Origin of the sequence: Enterococcus sp., from assembly GCF_022711995.1 — a bacterium.
Classification (GTDB): Bacteria; Bacillota; Bacilli; order Lactobacillales; family Enterococcaceae; genus Enterococcus_D.
In genome coordinates, this window is the sequence record NZ_JALAHI010000103.1 from 1 (window position 1) to 18,701 (window position 18,701).

An 18,701-nucleotide genomic window follows, 5' to 3' on the forward strand; every position below is an offset into this window, starting at 1 on the left:
CCTCATCATATAGTTCTGAATTATTAAGTAAATAGCGATTAAACTGCAGCAATGCTTTTTGGACGTCTTCCTCTGTCCCCAATAATGACGTGCCATGAACATCGCTGCACAGCTTGATACTTGATCCAACATTCAATATTTTCATAATGAATTCAAAATCTTTAATAATTGAAGTTTTACTCACCATAAATCTTTCCGATAAATGGTTGAAGCTAACCACCTTTTCATCGAATAACAAGATACTCATGATCTCAATTCTTCGGTTGAATGTATTGTAAAGGTCACTTTCTTCTTTCTTATTCTCGATTCCCTCAACTTCCTTGAAACGTTTTAGCGCAATACCAACGCCGCGCTTTTTCTCAAGATATTCTCCCGAGCTCTGGAGATATTCTTCAATGATCCCTAATTCGCTGTGCGTCGTTCTTTTTGAAACACCCAATTTGCTTGCAAAATAATCGACTGTTTTGAAGTCACTTTGTCGCACTAATAACTCTAATAATTTTTTTTGTCTTTTTGTAAGCATGACGATAATCACTTCCTAACTATCCAAAATAAAGGCCTTAATCTTTTGATAGCGTTATCAGGATCGTAGCTTTATTATAGATGTGCTTTAGAAAAATGCATATTACAATTCGTTGCAACAAGTCGGTACAACATCTTACTTACTTGTTGCAGAAAGAAGGACATAAATAATGGAAACCGTTCGTTATATTTCTCAAAAATGGTAGCCATCACGTTGCAATCACACTTGATAAATCTGCTTGCTCTCCTATGAAACGCATCATCAGAATGTCATCTCAAAAAATTCGATTTTTTTGATAACTCATTTATGATTTTTTTGAAAAAAGGAAAACCAGTTAGGCATAACCTAACTGGCTTGGATAAAACTTTCAGTTGTTCTACTACAAAATATTGAACTATCTAATTTGGTGGGAAAGAGAGCATAGGCCCTTCTAATGTAAGAGATTCCTTTAAACCCATTAACTGAGTTTTACCACTACTTCCGATACATCTTCAATTCTAAAAACAAGTCGTTGTAAATGCCCAGATATTGTGCGCCTAGATTTTCATAGACTTCCAAATGTTTTATCAGTTCATCTGAAGGGTAGAACTGTTGGTCTTGGGAGATTTCATCTGGCAATAATGCGAGGGCTTTTTTGTTTGGTGTCGAATAACCAATGTATTCCGCATTTTGGGCAGCATTTTCTGGTTCAAGCATGAAGTTCAAGAATGCATAGGCACCTTCTTCATTTTTGGAGGTTTTGGGAATGACCATATTGTCAAACCAAAGATTGGAGCCTTCGGAGGGAATGACGTAATGGATATGTTCATTCTCGTACATCATGTCGGCTGCTTCTCCAGAGAAAGTTACGGCTACGGAAGCTTCTTCATTTGCCATATACATTTTGATTTCATCGGCCACGATGGCCTTGATGTTTGGTGTCATTTTGCGTAATTTATTGAAGGCTGCTTCAAGTTGTTTGTCGTCTTTGCTGTTCAACGAATACCCTAAGCTGTTCAGACCAAGCCCAATGACTTCCCGCGCACCGTCGATCAGCATAATGCTGTCTTTTAGTTCTGGTTTCCACAGGTCATCCCATTCTTTGATCTCACCTTCAGCAAAAAACTTGTCATTGTAGACGATGCCAAGGGTCCCCCAGAAATAGGGGATCGAATAGCTGTTGCCTGGATCAAAACTTAAATCCAAAAATCGTGGGTCGATGTTGTCTAGGCCCTTTATTTTACTGTGGTCTAAGGGTTTCAATAAGTTTTCTTCCATCATTTTTTGGATCATATATTCACTGGGGATAGCAATATCGTAAGAAGTTCCCCCTTGCTGAATTTTCGTGAACATTGCTTCATTGGAATCGAAGGTTTCATAATTGACCTTATAGCCAGTCTCTTTCTCAAACTTTTTTAAGAGCGCAGGATCGATATAATCGCCCCAGTTATAGATATTCAACACTTTGGCGCCTGCCATGCCAGAAGAATGTTCCAATTCCCGCACACCAAACAGCAGTACCAAAATGATGGCGACAATTCCTATGACCAACGATTGTAATCTTTTCATCGCAGATTTGCCACCTCCGCTCGTCGATTCTTACGCAATTTTTTTGATACATTTTCTTTGCTGATAAAGTAGTACCCTACGACTAGAATCATTGAGAAAATGAAAACCAATGTACTCAATGCATTGATTTCTAAGCTGATTCCCTGACGTGCTCGGGAATAGATTTCCACAGAAAGTGTGCTAAAGCCATTCCCTGTGACAAAGAATGTCACGGCAAAATCATCTAGTGAATAGGTGAAAGCCATGAAGTAGCCAGCGATGACCCCTGGTGTTAGAAAAGGCAAAATGATATTCTTGACGACTTGCAGATTATTGGCACCTAAATCCCGCGCAGCATCAATCATGGAATCATTCATTTCTTGCAGTTTTGGTAGAACCATCAACACAACGATGGGAATGCTGAATGCCACGTGAGACAGTAATACGCTGAAAAATCCTAGGCTGAAACCGCGGAACAAATTACCGATCATCGTGAAGAAAATCAGAAAACTGGCACCAATAATGACATCTGGCGAAACCAATAAAATATTGTTCAAGCTTAACAATGCCGTTCGGGTACGGCGTTTTTTCGTATAGTAGATTCCCATTGCACCAAATGTGCCGATTGCCGTTGCAAAAAGGGCGGATAAAAATGCCAGCATAAAGGTGTTTAATACAATGATCATCAGCCGTGTATCTTGAAAGACGGATTGATAATGTTCAAAGGTAAAGCCAGTAAATTCATTCATCGTACCGCCATCATTGAAAGAATAAAAAATCAAATAAAAGATCGGTACATACAATAGGATAAAGACAAGGACAAGATAAAGATTTGACCAGCGGAATTTTTTCATTTTCGTTGTCCTCCTTTTTTCTTCTCACCTGTCAGGAGCATCACTAAGAACATGGCAATAATCAAGATCACACCGATCGTTGAACCCATGCCCCAGTTTTGTGTCACAAGAAAATGCTGCTCGATTGCAGTTCCTAGCGTGATCACGCGGTTTCCTCCAATCAAACGTGTCAACATGAAAAGGGAAAGGGAAGGAATGAAAACTGCCTGTACCCCGCTTTTGACTCCGTTCAATGATAAAGGCAGAATGACCCGGCGGAATGTCTCATAACTATTCGCCCCTAAGTCACGACTTGCGCTGATCAATGAAGGATTCATTTCTTCCAGTGCATTAAAAATCGGCATGATCATAAAAGGCAGCTCAATATAGACCGCCACCGTTAAAAAGCTAAAATCGGTGAACAAAATCTGTTTTGGCCCGACACCCATGATTTCCAGAAAATGATTGACGCTGCCATGGATCCCAAAGATACCGATAAAGGCATAGGCTTTTAACAGCAAATTGACCCATGTTGGTAAAATAATCAGCAATAACCACAAATCTTTATGACGCAGTTTTGTCAAAAAGTAAGCCGTAGGATAACTGATGATCAGCGTGATCAACGTGATCAAAAAGGCATACCAGACCGAATTTAGTGTCATGATCAGATACTTGCCTGAGCCTAAATAACTCTGATAATTGACGAATGAAAAATTCCCATCCATATCGAAAAAGGATTGATAGATGATCAGTAATACTGGTGCGATAACAAATAGCAATAACCAAAAGACATAAGGTATTGCGTATAAACGCCGCATTTTTGCCATGTGCTCCCTCCTAATCTTCGTAGCTCTCTAAGCGAGCATCAAAATCTTCTTCTGATTCATTGAAACGCATGACGTGAATGTCTTCTGGTTCAAAAGACAAACCAATCTTGCTGCCTTCTTTGGCTTTTCTCGTTGAATGAACCATCCATTCATTGCCTTGTTCATCGTAACAAATGATTTCATAATGGACGCCGCGGAACAATTGTGTATCCACTTCAACGATCAGTTTGCCTTTCTCCGTTGTGGTCAAACTGAGATCTTCTGGACGGATCACGATCTCAACAGGTTCATTGGCCCGCATACCGCCATCCACGCACTCGAAACGCTTGCCGACAAACTCGACTAAATTATCATCGATCATTGTGCCATTCACGATATTGCTTTCCCCTACAAAATCCGCCACAAAATGATTGATCGGTTCGTCATAAATATCTACTGGTGTCCCACTTTGAATGATTTTGCCCTTGTTCATGACAAAAATCTCATCGCTCATGGCCAATGCTTCTTCTTGGTCGTGGGTCACAAAAATAAAGGTAATTCCTAACCGTTGTTGCAATTCCCGCAATTCGTACTGCATGTCTGTCCGCAATTTCAAATCTAAAGCGGATAACGGTTCATCTAACAGCAACACCTTTGGTTCATTGACGATGGCACGGGCAATCGCTACCCGTTGGCGCTGACCACCGGACATTTCACTGATTTCGCGGTTTTCGTACCCTGGCAGCTGAACCAATCGCAACGCTTCTTTGACTTTCTTGGTGATTTCATCCTTCGGCAGCTTCTTGATCCGCAAACCAAAAGCGACATTCTCAAAGACATTCATATGTGGAAACAGCGCATAATCTTGAAAAACCGTGTTGACTTGCCGCTGGTTCGCTGGCACATCATTGATGCGTTGCCCATCAAAATACACATCCCCTTCTGTTACTTCTGAAAAACCGGCAATGATGCGCAAAATCGTGGTTTTCCCACATCCGGAAGGGCCTAAAAGTGTATAGAAACGCCCTTCTTCAATATCAAAACTAACATTTTTCAAAACGGTTTCATCGTCATCAAATCGTTTGACTACGTTATTGAACGAAATAATTGTTTTTCCCACACTTTTTCCCCCTAAATTATAAATAAGAATCGGTTACAACGATCAAGGCGCGGCTTTTTTGCCGGCCAATATTTTTCAATTGATGTGGTTCTGTTGCTTGGTAATAAATAGACTGTCCCTTACGTGCTTTGTATTCAGACTCCCCTAGTGTCAGCAGGATCGTTCCTTCCAACACGTAAATAAAGGTTTCTGCCAAAGAAGGCTCAAAGGTCTTATACTCGCCGGCTTTCTCAAAGGTCAGCAACACCGGTTCCATCTCTTTTTCATTTGAATCTGGAATCAGCCACCGTAATTCATAGCCATTTTCCTCATCGTAATAGCTTGTACTGTCCTCTTCCCGATAGACCACCTGATGGTCTGCGTTTTCTTGGCGGAAAAATTCTTCGGGGGTCACCCCGAGAACTTCTAAGATGTTAAAAAAAGTTTCCATTGAAGGGGAACTCAAGTCTCTCTCCAACTGGGAGATATACCCTTTGGACAAATCGGTTCGTTCTCCTAATTCCTCTTGTGTCAGATTTTTTTGGACCCGCAAGTTGCGGAGCTTTTCGCCAATCTCCATCTACATTCCCCCTTGATTTAAAAAATTGCCTACTGTTTGCACAAAAAAAGTTTGCTAATAGTAAACTTCAAGTTTAATTTCACTTTTTCCAGTATACAAACTTTTCTAAAAAAAACAAGTCTTTTTTATCCTTTTTTGAAGAGAATTTTATGGAGCGATTGTCGTTCTAAAAAGGACTGTCCTTGACGAATTGCCAGAACAGAGTCGAGCCGTTTATTTCTTGGGTTTCGTAGATTTCCTTCTATTCTAACGAAGAAAATGCAGCTTGAATAATTATCTGTTTAACAACTGTGATTAAAAATCAATCAGATTATGGTATCATGAATTCAAACCATTAAAGGAGTTGTCTTGAATGACAAAATTTTCAGCTTATGTCGTAACAAATGAACCAACATTTACTGCTGCGTTAACCACCTGTGACGTGACAGATTTACCGGATGGAGACGTCCTTGTCAAAGTTGCTTATTCCGATGTCAATTATAAAGATGCTTTAGCAGCAAAAGAAAATGGTGGCGTGATCCGCACCTACCCCATGACACCAGGGATCGACTTGGCTGGCGAAGTCGTTGAAAGCCAAAATCCCAATTTTTCAGTGGGTGATCAAGTCTTGTTGACTGGCTATGGCTTAGGGGTTTCCCATCCCGGTGGCTTCAGCCAATACCAACGAGTACCGGCTGAGTGGCTGATCAAACGTCCGGAAACCTTATCCGCTAAAGACAGTATGCGCTATGGGACTGCTGGTTTTACCGCTGCATTAGCTGTTGCCGAATTGGAAAAGCTTGCCCTTGCCAAAGAAGAACCGATTGTTGTTACTGGCGCTTCTGGCGGTGTGGGAAGTATCAGTATCGCTTTGCTTCACAAATTAGGCTATACCAACATCATCGCCCTTTCTCGGAAAAAAGAAGCAGAATGGTTGCTGACACTAGGTGCTACTGAACTCGCAGACCCAGCTGATTGGCAGCCAGAAAAAATCAAACCGCTAGCGAAGCAAACGGTAGCTGCAGTCATTGATACCGTTGGCGGGTCCCTTCTTTCCGCTTTATTGCCGCAAATTCGTTACGGTGGTGGTGCCTTTTTATGCGGCAATGCCGGGGGTATCAAAATCGAAACAACAGTTTTACCATTCATTCTTCGGGGAATTCGTGTGATCGGAATTGATTCCGTCAATGTGGATACAACTATCCGCCAAGAACTATGGCAGCATTTGGCAACAGACTGGAACGTTGCCGATCAGCTATATGGTCAGGAAATCACTTTTGAGGCCTTGCCAGAAACATTGGCTTCTCTATTAGCCGGCACCCATCAAGGACGGACGATCATCAAGGTGGCAGCAGAAGCATGAGACTATTGATTACAGCCGGTGGCACTTCTGAAAAAATCGATTCGGTACGGGCAATCACCAACCATTCCACCGGCTCCCTAGGCAAAGCCGTGGCAGAAGCCTGGCTGCAACAAGGGGCAGAAGTTGACTATGTCACCACGCGCCAATCGAAGCTGCCTGCGGAGCATTCTCGGTTGACGGTCCACTATATCGAAGGCACTCTGGAATTACTGCATTGTCTTGAATCCTTATTGTCAGAACATACTTACTTTGCCGTGATCCACAGCATGGCGGTCAGTGATTTTACACCTGCCGGCAGTTGGTCTCAAGAAGCGTTTCTGACAGCAGTGAATCAACTGTTGCCTCAATTCAATCATCAAGTGACCCCTGAGTTGCTGACTGCACTGTTGGCACAACCAGTAGAATCCGTCGGTAAACTTTCTTCAGATACGGATCATTTGCTGATGGTTTTAGAGAAAACGCCGAAAGTCATTCAGCGCATTAAAGAAATACAGCCTCAGACAATATTAGTGGGCTTTAAATTATTAGTCGATGTTTCGGAAGAGACCCTTTTTCAAGTGGCACGTGGAAGTCTGGCGAAAAGTCATGGGGACTATGTCTTAGCCAATGACTTAACAACGATCAAAGGAAATCAACATATTGGACACTTATTAACCGCAAATGATAAAGTCGGTACGGGTCATACCAAATCTGAGATTGCTACACTGATCGTTGACACATTGTTAACAAATGGAAAAAGCCTCGGATAAGGAGGAATTAAAATGAAACAAAAAAATGTATTACTTGGTATCAGCGGCAGTATCTCTGCCTATAAAGCAGCAGATATCGCGAATGAATTGACAAAACGAGGATATGCGGTAGATGTGCTGATGACTGCAAATAGTACGGAATTTATCACTCCATTGACTTTGCAATCTTTATCCAAACGACCAGTCCATGTGGACGTGATGCAAGAGCGGCAACCGGATCGCATCAACCATATCGAATTGGCTAAACAAGCGGATCTTTTTCTGATTGCACCAGCCAGCGCCAATTTGATTGGCAAATTGGCACATGGCTTAGCAGATGATCTGATTTCAACAGTTGCTTTGGCACTGACTGCGAATGTACCAAAGCTGATTGCACCAGCGATGAATACGAATATGTATCAAAATCCAATTCTTCAACGAAATCTTGCTATCTTGAAAGAGGTCGGTTATCAAGAAATTGAGCCTCGGGAAGCATTGCTGGCTTGCGGAGATTTTGGCCGCGGTGCTTTGGCAACGGTAGAAACAATCGTTGAACAAGCTGTTGCAGCACTGGAAGTACGAGGAGTGTAACATGAAAAAAATAGCCACTTTTGATTTAGTTTTAACCGCATTTTTCCTAGGAATCTTGATCCTTTTAGCATCGGTTCCTTTTCTAGGATTCATCCCTTTAGGTCCAATCAATGCCACAACGATGCACATTCCTGTGATCATCGCCTCGATCGTTTTAGGCCCGCGGATCGGTGGGTTTCTGGGAGGGGCGTTTGGCATCATTAGTATGGTCCGCTCTACTTGGATCATTTCACCGCTTTCGTTTGTATTCTCGCCCTTTGTTCCGGTCTATGGCATGGATCACGGAAGCTGGAAAGCCATCTTGGTCGCTCTGATTCCTCGTATATTAATTGGGGTCGTTCCTTATTTTGTCTTTAAGGCTTGCCAAAAAATGTGGAAAAACAAACGACAAAGCACCTCTTTATTGATTGCTGGGATCGCTGGAGGATTGACCAATACTATTTTGGTCATGAATCTTATCTACTTCTTGTTCCAACAAGAATATGCTGCGGCAATCGGCAACGCCGGCACTGCTGTTTATACAGTCATTCTAGGCGTCATTTTGACACAAGGCATACCAGAAGCGATCGTCGCAGGGATTGCAACGATGGCTGTCGCTTCTGTTTTACTCCGATTGACGAAAAAACCACGATTCTGATGCAATCAGAATCACGCAACTGGAGTCGAAAGTTTTCAAGCGGACAGCAAATAAACAACTTATACAAATGGTTCACAAACGGACTTTAAGAAAAAATAGAATAAATTTAGGATGCGATGGCCTTATTTCTGATTTTAATTGGAATGAGGTCGTCGTATTTTAATGAATGACATTCATCCCTCGAAATATGAACATCTTTTTCTCTATCAGGGAGCCGCATTTTTTGATTCATAGTTACTTAAACGGAGGGGATTGAAGAGCTAGCGTTCTCGCGCTAGGTACTGCACTGCTTTCTTGAAGTTAGCTTTTCATTCGCAGATTTATGTCGTAAGCGTGCCTTTTAAACTTTCCTCATTTAGATATAAAAAAGCAGACAAAAAAGCCCATCGTAGTAGTTACTAGAAAGTTGTGCTTTTCTAGTAACTACTACGATGGGTGTTACTGCTTGCATCAGTGATTCTTTTCTTACATCAAGCAAGCTCAGCTTATAAATTCCCGCTTACTTGTAATACTTCTGATAACTGTTGGTATTGTTTATCAGTCAGGATGTTTTTATAAATCAGTAAAAACTCAGCGATTTCATCCTCTGTCATTTCCTTCACAGCAATCGGCGCCATCTCTAACAATTGCTCAAATTCTTCATCGGTTAACGAATACCCCGTCCAATCGTCAGCGGTATCTTCTTCATAGCTGTCACCCAAGAGTGAATCTTCTTGGTAAGAATCAAAGAGGGTTTCTTCATCAATCACGTCTTCTGAAGCTGGCAACTGGACTTTCTCATCACTTTCCTTGCCATTAATGGTAAAGGTCAAACCGACCGTTACGGGTAGATCACCAGACTGGGTCATGTTCAAAACCACTTTCTGATTTTGTTTCTTAGCGTTGACAGATACCGTTAATTCAATACTTTTCGTATCTTTTAGCAATTCTTCCCACTGTGTGATTTCACTTGTATCTGCGTCTTGTTTTTTGGCATATTCAACCAAACCCTCTAGCTCTTGTTTCGTGAAAGTATGGGTGATCGTGTCCCCCTCTTTTTTGAAGGAGTCCTTATCCAACGTTTTGATGTAATCGCTCATCACTTCAGAAGAAAACAATTGATTGGTCTCCAATAGCTGATTCGCATCAATGTCTGCCATCTCTTCCGGTGACAGTTGAATGTACTTGCCCTTGAAAGTATCCTCTCCAGTTTGACTACTATCGCCAAAATTGCCAAATGCGAATGCATCGATCATTTTCGCAAACATTTCAGCTGAAAGATAGCTCTCGTGGCTCTTACCATCGATCAAAAGATTCAGTGGTACCTCTTCTTCTCCCCATGTCAGTGTCGATTCGAAACGAATGTTTTTGCTTTTTGGATCCTCAGCAAAATTCCCTGCGATTTTGGCTCCCGCTAATTGCGAGAAGATCATCCCTACTTCTGAACTTTGCAGATCTGCCCCTTCAATATCAAAGGTATCCACCGATAAACTGAAATCACCGGCGTTGACTGATTTCTGTGCTTTCAAATCTTCAGCAAACTGTTCTTGAGGTAATTTTGTACACCCAGATAAAAAGACCAGCCCCACCAACAACACAATACCAAACCACTTTTTCATATTCTTCCTCCATTTTCCCTTTTCTTGATCGTATCCAAGGTAGGATGCGGCGTTAACTCCTATAGCAGCCCCACCTCGCTTAAAAAAAATTGCGGCAATAGTCAAAAATGACAAAAAACACCTGAAATTTCCAAGCTACAAGCTTCGTGAAGCATTATTACCTCGCAAAGCCCTGCAGTAGCCTCTCAGATATGGATTTGTCATCAGACTTTGTCACAATCTCTTTGCTGCCTTATTTTACTTCCCCGATAATTCGGACTTCCGTCTCCAAGCAAACATCAAAACGTTCTTTGATCACTTGTTGGATATGGGCAATCAGTTCTACATAGTCTGTCGCTGTGGCATGATCGATATTAACGATAAACCCCGCATGTTTTTCTGAAATTTGGGCGCCGCCCCATTTCAACCCTTGCAAACCAGCGTCTTGAATCAATTTGCCGGTAAAATGTCCAGGAGGACGTTTGAAAACACTGCCGCAAGAAGGATATTCTAAAGGCTGTTTCAGTTGGCGCAATTCAGTCAACTCATCCATTCGATGCTTGATCTGTGCTTGATCGCCCTTTTTCAATTCAAAACGAGCAGACAAGATGATTGCTTGTTGCTCTTGTAAAACACTGTGGCGATAGGAAAAAGCCATGTCTTCCTTCGTCATAGTCACTACCCGACCATCCGCCAGCAACACCTGACACGATGCAAAAATATCTTGGATCTCGCCACCATAAGCGCCGGCATTCATAAATACAGCGCCGCCGACACTTCCCGGAATGCCGCAAGCAAACTCAAACCCGGTCAAGGATTCATGGAGTGCCACATAAGTGGAATCGATTAGTTTTGCCCCTGCTTCCACGATCAATGTGGTATCTTCCACCTGTACTTGATTCATTTCCGACAGCATGATCACGACACCGCGAATCCCACCATCACGAACGATCAAGTTACTGGCATTGCCTAAGACTAACCAAGGAATGTCGTTTTCCCGGCAATAAGCAACGATCTGTTCCACTTCTTTGGCAGATTTAGGAAACGCTAAAATATCTGCAGGGCCGCCGGTTTTCGTATACGTATAATTCAATAAAGCTTCATCTTTTAGTAAAGCAATTTCTGGAAATTGCTTGATCATCAATTCTTTATTCACAAGAAAGAGTCCTTTCACATTAAACATCTTAACCATTTTAGCATGTTCATTCAAAAGTTGCTACTTCTCTAAAGAACCACTTTTTACCTTCCGATTCGACGCAATCATATCTTGACAAAGTTGATGGCTTTTCACCACTTGTTCTTGACGCAAATCGACAGCTGAAGGATCCGTTAGCGCAGTAAGAAATGCACAGACCATCGGATAAAAGCCTCGTTTGCTCAATGTGGTCTCCCAATCTCCAAACTCATGCTGGCTGATTGCACCGGCGGCCGTTTCTGTAAGAGTCGTCAAATTTCTCACATCATAGGTGCCGCTTTTGGCAGTGATTCGATAATCTTCCGTATTGGCACCACTCTTGAGATCCATCGTCAGGATCGCTGTGGTATGGGCCGTTTCCAACATCAGTGTCGCCGTCTCTAATCCCTCTGCCGATTCTTTGATCTGACTTGAATGAGCGATGATCGGTTCATCCAATAGATAAACCGCCGTGTCGACCAAATGCAAAAAAAGGTCATAGATCACAAAATCTGTGTCTTGACTGGCAGATTGCCGGTGTTTTGACAGATAAATCATCCGCTTATCTGGAATTTGTTTTAATTGTTCGACCATTGGGGCAAAGCGACGATTGAAACCAACCATCAAGACCTTTTCTTTTGCTTGAGCTAATGCGAACAATTCTTCTACTTCAGCAAGATTTTCACTGACCGGTTTATCGACAAAGACGTGGATGCCTTCTGTCAAACATTTTTTGATCAACTGATAGTGGCTGCCAGTAGCAGTATGAATGAAACAAGCCTCGATTCCTTGATCGATCAATTCTTCCAGATTCGTGTACATATGATCCAACTGATACCGTTGTTTCAATTCCTTCTGAACGGATTCCCGGCGTGTAGCAAAATAAAATTCCCCTTGATCCTGCAAGGCAATATAACTGGGTAAATAAGCTTTTTGCGCAATATTTCCTAACCCGATAACACCGATCTTCATTGCTGATTCCTCCTAAACGTTACGTCTTGCTTTAATCTTACACTTTTTTTCGGTAGAATGGAAAATATAGTTGAACCGAGGAGGACAAATATGAAATTTATTTCCTGGAACGTGAATGGCTTACGAGCAATCGTTAAAAAGAACTTTATGGAAGCTTTTGAAAACTTCGATGCAGACTTTTTCTGTTTGCAAGAAACAAAGCTGCAAGCAGGGCAGATCGAACTGGATTTGCCAGGCTATACGCAATACTGGAATTATGCCGAAAAAAAAGGCTACTCCGGCACTGCAATTTTTGCAAAAGAACCGGCACTTGCTGTTCATTACGGAATCGGCATTGAAGAACACGATACCGAAGGTCGGGTGATCACACTGGAATACCCTGAATTCTTTTTAGTCACTTGCTATACCCCCAACGCCCAAAATGAATTGCGACGTCTCGATTACCGCATGACCTGGGAAGATGCTTTTCGTGCCTATTTGACCGAGTTGAAACAGCAAAAACCCGTTATTCTATGTGGTGACCTGAACGTCGCCCATCAAAACATTGATCTTAAAAACTGGAAAACCAATCAAAAAAATGCCGGCTTCACTCCTGAAGAACGGGAAAAATTTTCAACATTGCTCTCCGCAGGTTTTACGGACACTTTCCGCTACTTTTATCCTGATGCAGAAGGTATTTATTCTTGGTGGAGTTATCGCTTTAACGCCCGCAAAAATAATGCCGGCTGGCGCATTGACTACTTTGTTGTCTCGGATGATTTGAATGATCGCCTGGTTGATGCCAAGATCCACACAGACGTTTTAGGTAGTGATCATTGCCCTGTTGAGCTGCAGATAAACTAAACAATTGATAAATTTTTATTCAAACCGATCCCTTCGCCTACAAAAAACTTGGGACTTTTCATTCCAATGATTTGTGCTAGAATAGCTTTGAGGTGAAGGCAATGAATTTTATCGCAATGGACTTTGAAACAGCAAATTACCAAAAGCACAGTGCCTGTTCATTGGCATTGGTGATGGTTCGGGATAGTAAGATCGTTGGGGAATACTACACACTGATTCAACCGGAAACGGATTTCTTTTGGAAAAACATTCAAATTCATGGAATCCATCCGGAAGACGTCGCAGATGCGCCAAAATTTCCCGATGTTTGGCAACAGATTCAACAATATTATAATCTCAACAGTCTGATCGTTGCCCACAATGCTGGTTTTGATACCGGTGTTTTAGCCGGCTGTCTGGATTACTATGGCATCGAGCAACCAAATTACCTTTCTCTTTGTACTGTACGGACAAGCCGCAAGCTTTATCCGGAATTTACCAATCACAAGTTGAATACCGTCTGCCAGCAATTGCAGATTCCGTTGCTAAACCACCATGATGCCTTAGAAGATAGTCGTGCCTGCGCACAGATTTTATTACGCCAAGAAAATGATTTTGGGATCGACCCATTAAAAAAACTGGTACTCGTAAAATGAGTATCAGTTTTTGTTTTTTTCACTGATTGGTTGAAAGCCAGTAGCGACGAGTAGAACTGCCATCTGTCGGATCGATCCGTATATCTTCCAATTGGCCACCATTTTTTTCAATAACCTTAGCGGAAGCCAAATTTTTTTCATCACAAGTCACTAATACTTTTTCTAGTCCAAAACTTCTGGCAAGCGGCAAGGACTGAGCAAGCATTGCTGTGGCATACCCTTTTTGACGAAATGATTTTTTCACGGAATAACCAATATGACCACCATATTGTAGGAGATAGTTGTTTAGTTCTAACCGGAGATTCAAGATTCCAACGACTTGATTGGCTTCCTTCGCCAGATAAACCCGACTAGGGACATGGCCTGCGGGAACAGTTGCCGGTGATTTATAGGCTTCTTGTAGTTCAAGCCATTTTTCGATCGATTCAGCATTTTCCAGTCCAGAACTTCCATGAATGATTTCATTGTTTTCTAAAAATGAGGCCCGATACGCTGCTACCTGTTCTTTGTCTGCTATCGTCGGTTCAAGCAGAATCATCCTTCTCACTCCTCTTCCACTAATTTTGCCATCATTAGCACATCGATTCGTTGCCCGTCTTTTGTTTGGGCAGCCTGTTTCATACAGCCTTCAATTTCAAATCCGTACTTCTGATAGAGATGGACCGCCCGCTCATTGCGCGCTTGAACCGTTAGCTCTAATCGTGACAACAGCCCGACTTCACTGACCCAGTCAAGCAATTCTTCTAAAAGGAGCGATCCTAATCCCATCCCCCAATAGTCTTTTAAGATCGAAATGCCTACCTCCGCTGCATGAGCTATGCGCCATTCTGCATAGCCTTTGACAGAAGCCATCCCAATAATTTGCTCGTCATCAAGAGCTAGCAATAACAGATGCGTGTCTTGTTGATACAGGTTTTCCAGCTCCTCTGCCAACATTGCTTCCGGCAAAGCGAGTCCTGTTTCATCCATGATCAAAAAGTCTGTTTCTTGCCCAATCTTCTGACTGACAGCTAAAAGTGCCGCCGCATCTTCGCCACGGGCCTCCCGCAGTGTCAAGTGGATGTCACTCATTTTCTGCCTCCCATTGCGCCAAAATGCGTTGTTGGAAAGCTTCAGCTCGCGGACCAAATGTAAGCAATTTCACAAAACGTTTTTGCTCTTCTGTATCATCTTTTTCCAAAATCAGTTCCAAATAATCTTCTGGTAAAGACTCTTCCAAAAGATTCCCCCACTCGATCACAGAAAGACCATCGCCTTCAAAATAATCATCTAGCCCAAGATCAGATGCACCAAACTCTACCCGATAGATATCCATGTGATAAAGGGGTATCCGACCTTCAGTATATTCACGAATGATCGTATAGGTAGGGCTTTTGATCAATTGACTGATGCCCAACCCTCGAGCAATCCCTTTGGTCAATGTGGTTTTGCCGGCTCCTAGTTCCCCAGTCAGTACCAAATTGTCTCCGGGCAGTGCCGTTTTGCCGATCACTTCGGCGAATTTTTCTGTTGCTGCTAAATCAGCGATCGTTATCATGTTTGATCCGTCCTTTATTTTTTCGATTGATGCTAGTATAGCTTGTTTTAGAAACAAAAGTAAAGAGCGCGCTACGGGCAGTTTTTGAAAAAAAGGCACTTTGCTAAAGCAATTTCGGTGATTGTTGCAAAGGTAATGAAGCTCGTTTCGTCCTCAGTAACTGCGGTGATCGTTGTGATTTAGAGGTTAGTATGTTGCTTTGGTCGCTGATGCACATCATCTGCCACTCTTTGAGTGTCAATCGCAGTGATTCTTACGAAGGTTACTACGCTCCCTTTGGTCCCCGCTGCTCATCATCTGCTCTGCCACTCTTTGAGTGTCAATCACAGTGATTCTTACGAAGGTTACTACGCTCCCTTTGGTCGCCTAGTACTGCTCATCATCAACTCTGTCTTGCTCCGCAAGCCAATCGTTGTGATTCGCAGCAAAAAGCCGTTCCTTTTTGGGAAGGAACGGCTGGTTGGTTGTTTGATTATTTGTCCATCAATGTTTGTGCTGCGGTGATGATGGATAGTTTGTAGACGTCTTCTTCGTTTGATCCACGAGATAGGTCTGAGATTGGTTTATTCAAACCTTGTAGGATTGGTCCAATTGCTTCGAAGTTGCCGAAACGTTGAGCGATTTTGTAGCCGATGTTTCCAGATTGTAAATCAGGGAAGACAAAGACTGTTGCTTTACCTGCTACTTCTGATTCTGGTGCTTTTAGTTGAGCGACTGCTGAAATGTAGGCAGCATCGAATTGCAATTCGCCATCGATTTGATATTCAGGTGCCAATTCTTTGGCGATTTTTGTTGCTTCAACGACTTTATCGACTTCTGGTGCTTTTGCTGAACCTTTTGTTGAGAAGCTAAGCATCGCAACTTTTGGATCGATATCAAATAATTCAGCTGTTTTAGCTGAGTCAACAGCGATTTCTGCTAATTCTTGTGCAGAAGGGTTCACATTGATGGCACAGTCAGAAAATAGGTATTTCTCTTGGTCACGGCCGCGAACCATCAAAAAGGCTCCGCTTGTGCGGCTTACGCCTGGTTTTGTTTTAATGATCTGCAATGCAGGTCTTACCGTATCACCGGTTGAATGGATCGCACCTGAAACCATTCCTTCAGTAATTCCCATGTAAGTTAACATCGTACCAAAATAGTTGACATCTTTTAAGATTTCTTCGGCTTGTTCTTTTGTTACTTTGCCGTTTCGGCGTTCAACAAAAGCTGCGACCATTTCATCCCAACGATCATAGTTTTCAGGATCAAGGATCTCAAAATTAGAAATATTGATTCCCCGTGCTTCTGCTGCTTTTTCGATTTCAGCAGGGTTACCGATCAAAACTGGTTCTACCAATTCTTCTGAACGTAAACGGCTTGCTGCACCAAGGATACGAGGATCCGTTGCTTCTGGGAAAACGATTTTGATATGACGACGCACGATTTTAAATTTTAAACTTTCAAATAGTTCCACGGATAAAGACCTCCAGTTTTTTTATACCCTTACATTGTACAATAGTTGTAAAAAAAAGAACAGATAAAAATGCTGTACTAATTGAAAAAGATATTCTTTGTTACGTATTTCACAGTCTGTCTTCTCTGCACTATTACAGTTTTACCCCTGTATTATTTTTCTGGTAATTGCCAATTGATGGGTGTTTCACCTAACGCAATCAACGCTTGATTGATCTTGGAAAATGGTTTAGAGCCAAAAAATCCTCGACTGGCTGATAATGGGCTTGGATGTGGCGATTCAATGATGATATGCTTTTTCGTATCGATCAGTGCTTTCTTTTGCTGTGCAGGTTTTCCCCATAAGACAAAAATCACTGGCTTTTCTCGTTGATTCAGTTTTTCGATGATGGTATCTGTCAATTGCTCCCAACCTTTGCCGCGGTGGGAATAGGCTTGTCCTTCCCGAACAGTTAAGACTGTATTGAGCAATAAGATTCCTTGCTGGGCCCAAGAAACCAAGTACCCATGAGAGACCGGTTGGATGCCCAGATCGCTTTGTAATTCCTTATAAATATTGCGTAAAGAAGGTGGAATCCGCACACCTGGCTGGACGGAAAAAGACAACCCATGAGCTTGATTTGGTCCATGATAAGGGTCTTGACCTAAGATCACTACTTTCACTTCATGGTAAGGGGTCAGCTTTAACGCTTCATAAATATGGTCCATCGCCGGATGGATTTTCTGCGTTGCATACTCTACTTTCAAAAATTCCCGTAATTGCTGGTAATACGCTTGATCAAATGAAGATTGCAGAACTTCTTGCCAATCGTTTTCTAAAATCTTTCTCATCCTCTCACTCCTTTGCTTTTAGTTAAGGATAACAAAAGATCCGCCTAATAAACAAGAAGACATTCTCAAAAATTATTACCGATTTGTGGTACACTATTCTATAGAAACCATAAGAAAGGACGCTGACAATGATAAAATTAATCGCTTCTGATATGGACGGTACTTTATTAAATGCCAACATGCAGATTTCAGAAGAAAATATTCAAGCGATCAAATATGCGCAATCCAAAGGAGTGGAGTTTGTGGTAGCCACTGGACGCAACCGCAAAGAAGCTTTGCCGCCTTTACAAGAAGCGGGCATTGATTGTGCCATGATCACTCTAAATGGCGCACAAGTTTTTGATCAGTCAGGAACTTCTCTGTTCACAGTTCCTATCTCAAAAGAAAAAACCCGTTCATTGATGGACTTATTAAGAGAAAAAAACATTTATTTCGAGATTTCCACAAGTAACGGCATCTATTCAGAAAGTCAGACCCGCCGGATTGAAAATTTTGCGATTCATACAGCGGAGGTGATGCCCCATTTGACCCATAAAATGGCGATCGCCATGACTGCAGCAAGACTGGCTTTCTTGCCAATCAATTATGTCAAAAATTTCGATGAATTGTTTGCGATTGAAGAACTGGAAATCTTGAAGATCATTTGTTTCCATCAAGATGGGGCTCGCGTCTTAGGACCAATCACTCAGGAAATCGATGGTTATGGGGACTTAGTCGTTACCTCTTCTGGACAAAACAATATTGAGATCAATCATCGCAATGCACAAAAAGGAATCGCGGTAGCACATGTTGCCAACGAGCGGAACATTCCTTTGTCTGATGTAATGACGATTGGGGATAACTTGAACGATGTCAGTATGTTACAGCTGGCTGGTGTCAGTTTTGCCATGGGGAACGGAGAAATTGAAGTCAAAGAATATGCGAAGTATCTAACCGATACGAACATTGAATCAGGAGTCGGCAAGGCAATCATTCGGGCAATCGACGAGAATTTATAATTGACGCAGCTTT

The 18,701-nt window shown here is 42.2% G+C and carries 21 protein-coding genes; 7 read left to right on the forward strand and 14 right to left on the reverse strand.

Features of this window, described 5'->3' with window-relative positions; genetic code table 11:
- The 6 genes from Q0A12_RS09905 to Q0A12_RS09930 form a co-directional block, all read right to left on the reverse strand.
- A partial coding sequence (locus tag Q0A12_RS09905) for an HTH domain-containing protein (protein ID WP_291292489.1) occupies positions 1-523 on the reverse strand: 523 nt, incomplete at its 3' end.
- Between the two features lie 474 nt (positions 524-997).
- On the reverse strand, positions 998-2,071 hold the full coding sequence (locus Q0A12_RS09910; protein ID WP_291292490.1) for an ABC transporter substrate-binding protein: 1,074 nt from the start codon (positions 2,069-2,071) through the stop codon (positions 998-1,000).
- A complete protein-coding gene (locus Q0A12_RS09915; protein WP_291292491.1) occupies positions 2,068-2,904 on the reverse strand; it encodes an ABC transporter permease in 837 nt (278 codons plus the stop codon). Before Q0A12_RS09915 ends, Q0A12_RS09910 begins: the two co-directional genes overlap by 4 nt.
- Positions 2,901-3,710 carry an ABC transporter permease gene (locus tag Q0A12_RS09920; protein ID WP_291292492.1) on the reverse strand — a complete coding sequence of 270 codons (810 nt, stop codon included), beginning with the start codon at positions 3,708-3,710 and terminating at the stop codon, positions 2,901-2,903. The genes Q0A12_RS09915 and Q0A12_RS09920 overlap by 4 nt, the downstream gene beginning before the upstream one ends.
- A 10-nt stretch (positions 3,711-3,720) precedes the next feature.
- The gene (locus tag Q0A12_RS09925) at positions 3,721-4,809 is read right to left on the reverse strand and encodes an ABC transporter ATP-binding protein (protein WP_291292493.1); all 1,089 of its coding nucleotides are present in this window, start codon (positions 4,807-4,809) and stop codon (positions 3,721-3,723) included.
- A 16-nt stretch (positions 4,810-4,825) separates the two neighbouring features.
- On the reverse strand, positions 4,826-5,368 hold the full coding sequence (locus tag Q0A12_RS09930; protein WP_291292494.1) for an XRE family transcriptional regulator: 543 nt from the start codon (positions 5,366-5,368) through the stop codon (positions 4,826-4,828).
- Between the two features lie 352 nt (positions 5,369-5,720).
- Between Q0A12_RS09930 and Q0A12_RS09935 the strand changes: the two genes are divergently transcribed.
- The 4 genes from Q0A12_RS09935 to Q0A12_RS09950 are packed head-to-tail and all read left to right on the forward strand — an operon-like array spanning position 5,721 to position 8,666.
- A complete protein-coding gene (locus Q0A12_RS09935; protein ID WP_291292495.1) occupies positions 5,721-6,710 on the forward strand; it encodes an acryloyl-CoA reductase in 990 nt (329 codons plus the stop codon).
- Positions 6,707-7,459, forward strand: a complete 753-nt coding sequence (gene coaB / locus Q0A12_RS09940; RefSeq protein ID WP_291292496.1) for a phosphopantothenate--cysteine ligase — start codon at positions 6,707-6,709, stop codon at positions 7,457-7,459. Before Q0A12_RS09935 ends, coaB begins: the two co-directional genes overlap by 4 nt.
- Positions 7,460-7,471: 12 nt before the next feature.
- Positions 7,472-8,029, forward strand: coding sequence for a phosphopantothenoylcysteine decarboxylase (gene coaC / locus Q0A12_RS09945; protein WP_291292497.1), 558 nt, complete (start codon positions 7,472-7,474; stop codon positions 8,027-8,029).
- Position 8,030: 1 nt separating this feature from the next.
- On the forward strand, positions 8,031-8,666 hold the full coding sequence (locus tag Q0A12_RS09950; protein WP_291292498.1) for an ECF transporter S component: 636 nt from the start codon (positions 8,031-8,033) through the stop codon (positions 8,664-8,666).
- A 485-nt stretch (positions 8,667-9,151) separates the two neighbouring features.
- On the opposite strand, the gene Q0A12_RS09955 is transcribed toward Q0A12_RS09950, so the two are convergent.
- The 3 genes from Q0A12_RS09955 to Q0A12_RS09965 all read right to left on the reverse strand — a co-directional run bounded on the left by Q0A12_RS09955 (position 9,152) and on the right by Q0A12_RS09965 (position 12,389).
- The gene (locus tag Q0A12_RS09955) at positions 9,152-10,264 is read right to left on the reverse strand and encodes a hypothetical protein (protein ID WP_291292499.1); all 1,113 of its coding nucleotides are present in this window, start codon (positions 10,262-10,264) and stop codon (positions 9,152-9,154) included.
- A gap of 232 nt (positions 10,265-10,496) precedes the next feature.
- A complete protein-coding gene (gene murB / locus Q0A12_RS09960) occupies positions 10,497-11,399 on the reverse strand; it encodes a UDP-N-acetylmuramate dehydrogenase (RefSeq protein ID WP_291292525.1) in 903 nt (300 codons plus the stop codon).
- Between the two features lie 60 nt (positions 11,400-11,459).
- On the reverse strand, positions 11,460-12,389 hold the full coding sequence (locus tag Q0A12_RS09965) for a Gfo/Idh/MocA family oxidoreductase (protein ID WP_291292500.1): 930 nt from the start codon (positions 12,387-12,389) through the stop codon (positions 11,460-11,462).
- Between the two features lie 90 nt (positions 12,390-12,479).
- On the opposite strand from Q0A12_RS09965, the gene Q0A12_RS09970 reads away from it, so the two are divergent.
- A complete protein-coding gene (locus tag Q0A12_RS09970) occupies positions 12,480-13,232 on the forward strand; it encodes an exodeoxyribonuclease III (protein WP_291292501.1) in 753 nt (250 codons plus the stop codon).
- A gap of 101 nt (positions 13,233-13,333) precedes the next feature.
- On the forward strand, positions 13,334-13,867 hold the full coding sequence (locus Q0A12_RS09975) for a 3'-5' exonuclease (RefSeq protein WP_291292502.1): 534 nt from the start codon (positions 13,334-13,336) through the stop codon (positions 13,865-13,867).
- Positions 13,868-13,886: 19 nt separating this feature from the next.
- Here Q0A12_RS09975 and Q0A12_RS09980 read toward each other — a convergent pair whose 3' ends face one another.
- The 5 genes from Q0A12_RS09980 to Q0A12_RS10000 form a co-directional block, all read right to left on the reverse strand.
- Positions 13,887-14,405: a GNAT family N-acetyltransferase gene (locus tag Q0A12_RS09980; protein WP_291292503.1), complete on the reverse strand. Its 519-nt coding sequence runs from the start codon at positions 14,403-14,405 to the stop codon at positions 13,887-13,889.
- Between the two features lie 5 nt (positions 14,406-14,410).
- Positions 14,411-14,938 carry a GNAT family protein gene (locus Q0A12_RS09985; protein WP_291292504.1) on the reverse strand — a complete coding sequence of 176 codons (528 nt, stop codon included), beginning with the start codon at positions 14,936-14,938 and terminating at the stop codon, positions 14,411-14,413.
- Positions 14,931-15,404, reverse strand: coding sequence for a tRNA (adenosine(37)-N6)-threonylcarbamoyltransferase complex ATPase subunit type 1 TsaE (tsaE, locus tag Q0A12_RS09990; protein WP_291292505.1), 474 nt, complete (start codon positions 15,402-15,404; stop codon positions 14,931-14,933). Before tsaE ends, Q0A12_RS09985 begins: the two co-directional genes overlap by 8 nt.
- Before the next feature lie 472 nt (positions 15,405-15,876).
- Positions 15,877-16,860, reverse strand: coding sequence for a phosphate acetyltransferase (gene pta, locus Q0A12_RS09995; RefSeq protein ID WP_291292506.1), 984 nt, complete (start codon positions 16,858-16,860; stop codon positions 15,877-15,879).
- Between the two features lie 152 nt (positions 16,861-17,012).
- On the reverse strand, positions 17,013-17,690 hold the full coding sequence (locus Q0A12_RS10000; RefSeq protein ID WP_291292507.1) for a uracil-DNA glycosylase: 678 nt from the start codon (positions 17,688-17,690) through the stop codon (positions 17,013-17,015).
- A gap of 128 nt (positions 17,691-17,818) precedes the next feature.
- Between Q0A12_RS10000 and Q0A12_RS10005 the strand changes: the two genes are divergently transcribed.
- Positions 17,819-18,688 carry a Cof-type HAD-IIB family hydrolase gene (locus Q0A12_RS10005; protein ID WP_291292508.1) on the forward strand — a complete coding sequence of 290 codons (870 nt, stop codon included), beginning with the start codon at positions 17,819-17,821 and terminating at the stop codon, positions 18,686-18,688.
- Positions 18,689-18,701 lie beyond the last annotated feature (13 nt).

Excerpts from the sequence above, each read along its gene's own strand:
- Q0A12_RS09910 (WP_291292490.1), bottom strand. The coding sequence starts at position 2,071 with ATGAAAAGATTACAATCGTTGGTCATAGGAATTGTCGCCATCATTTTG.
- Q0A12_RS09915 (WP_291292491.1), bottom strand. The coding sequence starts at position 2,904 with ATGAAAAAATTCCGCTGGTCAAATCTTTATCTTGTCCTTGTCTTTATC.
- Q0A12_RS09920 (WP_291292492.1), bottom strand. The coding sequence starts at position 3,710 with ATGGCAAAAATGCGGCGTTTATACGCAATACCTTATGTCTTTTGGTTA.
- Q0A12_RS09930 (WP_291292494.1), bottom strand. The coding sequence starts at position 5,368 with ATGGAGATTGGCGAAAAGCTCCGCAACTTGCGGGTCCAAAAAAATCTG.
- Q0A12_RS09935 (WP_291292495.1), top strand. The coding sequence starts at position 5,721 with ATGACAAAATTTTCAGCTTATGTCGTAACAAATGAACCAACATTTACT.
- coaB (WP_291292496.1), top strand. The coding sequence starts at position 6,707 with ATGAGACTATTGATTACAGCCGGTGGCACTTCTGAAAAAATCGATTCG.
- coaC (WP_291292497.1), top strand. The coding sequence starts at position 7,472 with ATGAAACAAAAAAATGTATTACTTGGTATCAGCGGCAGTATCTCTGCC.
- Q0A12_RS09950 (WP_291292498.1), top strand. The coding sequence starts at position 8,031 with ATGAAAAAAATAGCCACTTTTGATTTAGTTTTAACCGCATTTTTCCTA.
- Q0A12_RS09955 (WP_291292499.1), bottom strand. The coding sequence starts at position 10,264 with ATGAAAAAGTGGTTTGGTATTGTGTTGTTGGTGGGGCTGGTCTTTTTA.
- Q0A12_RS09965 (WP_291292500.1), bottom strand. The coding sequence starts at position 12,389 with ATGAAGATCGGTGTTATCGGGTTAGGAAATATTGCGCAAAAAGCTTAT.
- Q0A12_RS09970 (WP_291292501.1), top strand. The coding sequence starts at position 12,480 with ATGAAATTTATTTCCTGGAACGTGAATGGCTTACGAGCAATCGTTAAA.
- Q0A12_RS09975 (WP_291292502.1), top strand. The coding sequence starts at position 13,334 with ATGAATTTTATCGCAATGGACTTTGAAACAGCAAATTACCAAAAGCAC.
- Q0A12_RS09980 (WP_291292503.1), bottom strand. The coding sequence starts at position 14,405 with ATGATTCTGCTTGAACCGACGATAGCAGACAAAGAACAGGTAGCAGCG.
- Q0A12_RS09985 (WP_291292504.1), bottom strand. The coding sequence starts at position 14,938 with ATGAGTGACATCCACTTGACACTGCGGGAGGCCCGTGGCGAAGATGCG.
- tsaE (WP_291292505.1), bottom strand. The coding sequence starts at position 15,404 with ATGATAACGATCGCTGATTTAGCAGCAACAGAAAAATTCGCCGAAGTG.
- Q0A12_RS10000 (WP_291292507.1), bottom strand. The coding sequence starts at position 17,690 with ATGAGAAAGATTTTAGAAAACGATTGGCAAGAAGTTCTGCAATCTTCA.
- Q0A12_RS10005 (WP_291292508.1), top strand. The coding sequence starts at position 17,819 with ATGATAAAATTAATCGCTTCTGATATGGACGGTACTTTATTAAATGCC.